Consider the following 3,883-nt stretch of genomic DNA (forward strand, 5'->3'; position numbering starts at 1 on the left):
CCTAGCTTCGGCAGGTTAACGCAACTAGAGGTATATATTTTCATATTCCTCTCCCATTAGACTCAATATCTTCCAATGAATCTCTTCCATATTTAGAATTTCTGACTTTGCTTTCCCTTTTTTCTGAGTTATAAGTTCTGTAATTTCCTGAAACTTGAAAAATATCCATCTCATTGTCGGTCTTTTTGTTGGTTTTCCTTTCTGATCTGGAACCGTTTCATTTTCTTCTTCTAATTTTGTCCTTAATTTCCATTCCGCAATTGAATAAATCATCAAGCAGAGAACCATTATCATTGTCAACGCTTCAATTCTTGATTTATTCTTGAGATACACCTTCGATACGCTAAAGGTATCACTTTTCAAAAATCTGAATCCTTTTTCTACTTTATCCTGTCCTTTATAATACTTCAGCATCTCTTCAGGAGAAAGACTGATATCATTACTTGCAAGAATGAAAAGTCCCATTTTTTCCATTTCTTTTAAAACAAAATCATCATTAACCTTTATAACCCCCTCAATCCTGTAATATGTCTTCAATTTCTCATCTTTAGAAATTCTGCCTCTTTTACCTGTTTCACGTTTTTTAACGGTTTTCAAATCTACTTTTTCAAACACAATAGAAGGGAAATCTGCAATCCATTTTTCTGCTGCTTTTAATGCATCTTCTTCACAGAAAAAGTCCTCTCCTACCAGTTTTTTAAGCGACTTTTCTGCTTTTTCAAGTTCATTTTGAAGCTTCTTTCTGAGAGTTATCTCTTTCTTTTCTTTCATTTTATGAGAAAGCAACAAAACCCACTTTTGCTTGACTCCCCCATAATCAACAAAGGTTTGATAAAATGAGTATCTTTCATCGCTTTTCAGTGGCTTCAGGTTTAGATTTGCAGTTAGCAGTTCCTTTGCCTCATTAATTGTTGCAGGAACACGACTGATCCAGAATGACTTTCCTATATTATTGATATTATTGTCAGTGTAAAAAGAACTATCAGCGACATAGTACACTTTGCTTTCAGGACTTAAAGCTGATTTGAGAGACTTTATTGCTTCCAGAATTGTGCTTTTGTCGGAAGCATTCCCTGAATGAGTGTTCATAAAAAGGGGTATTCCATGCTGATTTACAATCAAACTTAGCACAAATTGTTTGAGATCCCATCTTCCGTTTTTGGGAATTCCAAAAGTGATATCAATAGACTCCGTTTCTTCGTCTTGATAATCACCATAAACGCTGACACTTGTAGTGTCAGCGTGTAAACAATGGACAGGAATAGGTAGACGATTCATAATGTGAAGAACAATTTCCGTAAACAGTTTTGTAGGACCATACTTTACGATTCTGTCAAGAGTTTCTCCGATAGCATATTGATTCAGATCTTCTCGTGTTACACCTTCTCCAAAAAGTCTTTCTATAGAAATATTCCTGAAAAAGTCAGGAAAAAGGTATAGACGTTGACCTATGAAACCAAGACCATTGAGTACCATGGCAAGGATGCAGACTGAGTGAGGAATCTTGTGATCCCTTTCCTTTGGGAGTTTCTCATCGATCAGTTTGTCAACTTCAAGTTCTCGGAAAACTCCAGCAATGAGACCAAGGTGACCTAAAAATCTTGTACGTTTTATTGAGGATTCGACTAGTCGACTGTTGTTTTTGTCTGCCATGGAAAATCAAGAAAAAAGATGTGAGAATAATTATATTAACTTATATGTTTACCTGCCGAATCTAGGATGATAGTCCATATAAATTTTGTTCCTTATCAGTATAATATACTTCACGTCGTTAAATTTCCTGCAGGTTCCCATAAACGACCAAATATTGACCCCAAAAACGTATGGAAATATTCATTTTTGTTCTAGAGCAAAAATTATCATATACAGGTTTTACAATAAAAATTCGTACATTATATTTAAAGGGAATTTGCAACAAATTCACAACAATGCCTAAATATTGAATGCTTTTTAGTACTGATATTCGGAATTTCAGTTAATAAGAACTACTGATTATTGAAGAAAGTAAAGAATTGTCAACGCCGATTTAATTTTCCCCACATTGGTCGGTTTAAAATTCCTCACCTTTTGATATAAAGTTTACTCAATTTTTCATGAATTCACTCAAAATCACTGGTACAGATTTCCTGTTTTTATTCCCTGTTTCTTTCTCTCTTTCAGCCTGTAACTTTCTCCTTTGATGTTAATTGTCGTACAATGATGGAGAAGCCTGTCAAGTACAGCAGCCGCTATAACATGGTCCTTGAATATCTCTCCCCATTCTCCATATGACTTATTCGATGTCAAGATCACTGAACTCTTTTCATAACGTCTGGAGATTAGCTGAAATAGGCAGTGAGCTCCTTCCTCATCAAACGGGAGATATCCAATTTCATCAATTATCAACACTTTAAATTTCATCAAGTCCCTGATCTTCTTTTCAAGTATTCCTTCTCTATCTGCTATTTTCAACCTATCAATAAGGTTTCCTGTATTGGTAAAGTAAACCGAAATTCCTGCTTTTGCTGCTTCAATCCCAAGAGCAATTGCAAGATGAGACTTTCCAACTCCAGGAGGACCGAGCAAAACAATATTCTCTGCATTATGAACAAATCTCAACGTTGCAAGGTCTTCTATGACTTTTTTATCAATAGATGACTGAAACTCAAAATCGAATTCTTCAAGCATCTTTTTAACAGGAAAAACTGCACTTTTCATCCTTCTCTCAACTGCAACAGCTTCCCTGTGTTTCTTTTCCTGTTCAAACAGATAATCAAGGACTTCCATTGTTGTCTTGCTGTCCCTTGCAGCAATTTCAAGATAGTTATCAAGAAGCTCTTCAATAGTATTCAGTTTCAAGTACTGCAGATTAGTGTGAAGTCTTTCATAGCTGAAGTTGTTCATTCAAAACCACCTTCACTAAATGTTTCATAGACATCAAGAGACCTCTTTTCAACTTCAGGACCTGAGAACTTCAATGGAATCTGTGAATCCTTCCTGTATTTTGAATTCTCTTTAAGAATCTCACTCAGTAGACCCTGGAAATGTTCCTTTTTCCTGGCAACTCTGCAGTTACCTGGAAGAATTTCATGTTCACAGACCTTTTCATAATCAACATAGACCTCGAATTTTCCTTCGAAGATCTGAAGCTCTGCAGTTCTTCCTGCAAACCTGTAAGGAACAGAATACTTATTTCCAAGGAAAGAAATATAACAATCTCTGGAGACTTTTCTGGTCTCCTTATGGACAACTTTGTAAGGAGGAACCTGATCCCAAGGGCTCAGGTTTTCCTCCTTAAAGCGTTCAAGAGGGATTTGATAGGTTGTTCCGTGGACAGTTGAATTTACCCTTTCCAACCACCTGTTAACTTGGGCGTTCAGGTCTTCGAGAGAGGTAAACTGTCTTCCAAGGAAAAAATCCCTCTTGACGTAACCTACCGTATTTTCAATCTTGCCTTTTGTCTGAGGTCTATATGGTCTGCATAACCGTGGAATAAAACCAAAGCATTTGAAGAAATCCTCAAACTGTGAGTTCCATTCAGAATCTGATGATTTTAAGGCTCTTTTGATAACAACCTGTTTCATGTTATCATAGAGAATCTCCTGTGTAAATCCTCCAAAGTACTCAAAAGCATTCAGATGACACTGAATAAGAGTGGGAGTGTCTATGTTCAGTGTAAATTCAACATATCTCATTCTGGAATATCCAAGAATCATGTTAAAGCAAAAGAGTTTCTTTACCTTTCCATCAACCTCAACTGTTCCTAACTCTCCCCAGTCAACCTGAGCCTGTACACCTGGTTTTGTTTCATAGCGAAGTATGGCAGGGGTTTCCTGCTCAGGTCGGACTTTTTGTACGAAGTCCTTGACTATGGTTTTTCCTCCCTCAAAACCCATTTCTTTTA

General features: G+C 36.5%; 3 protein-coding genes. All 3 read right to left on the bottom strand.

What is annotated here, in order from left to right:
- Nucleotides 1–24: 24 nt before the first annotated feature.
- Nucleotides 25–1,653 carry an IS1634 family transposase gene (locus ASJ81_RS09665; RefSeq protein ID WP_095644288.1) on the bottom strand — a complete coding sequence of 543 codons (1,629 nt, stop codon included), beginning with the start codon at nucleotides 1,651–1,653 and terminating at the stop codon, nucleotides 25–27.
- A 456-nt stretch (nucleotides 1,654–2,109) separates the two neighbouring features.
- A complete protein-coding gene (gene istB / locus ASJ81_RS09670; protein WP_095643032.1) occupies nucleotides 2,110–2,883 on the bottom strand; it encodes an IS21-like element helper ATPase IstB in 774 nt (257 codons plus the stop codon).
- Nucleotides 2,880–3,883: IS21 family transposase (gene istA, locus ASJ81_RS09675; RefSeq protein WP_095644289.1), on the bottom strand; the 1,004-nt coding region annotated here is incomplete at its 5' end. The genes istB and istA, both read right to left, overlap by 4 nt.

Origin of the sequence: Methanosarcina spelaei, from assembly GCF_002287235.1 — an archaeon.
Taxonomy (GTDB): Archaea; Halobacteriota; Methanosarcinia; order Methanosarcinales; family Methanosarcinaceae; genus Methanosarcina; species Methanosarcina spelaei.

Bases quoted from the DNA above. Each gene is read 5' to 3' on its own strand.
- ASJ81_RS09665 (WP_095644288.1), bottom strand. From the start codon at position 1,653: ATGGCAGACAAAAACAACAGTCGACTAGTCGAATCCTCAATAAAACGT.
- istB (WP_095643032.1), bottom strand. From the start codon at position 2,883: ATGAACAACTTCAGCTATGAAAGACTTCACACTAATCTGCAGTACTTG.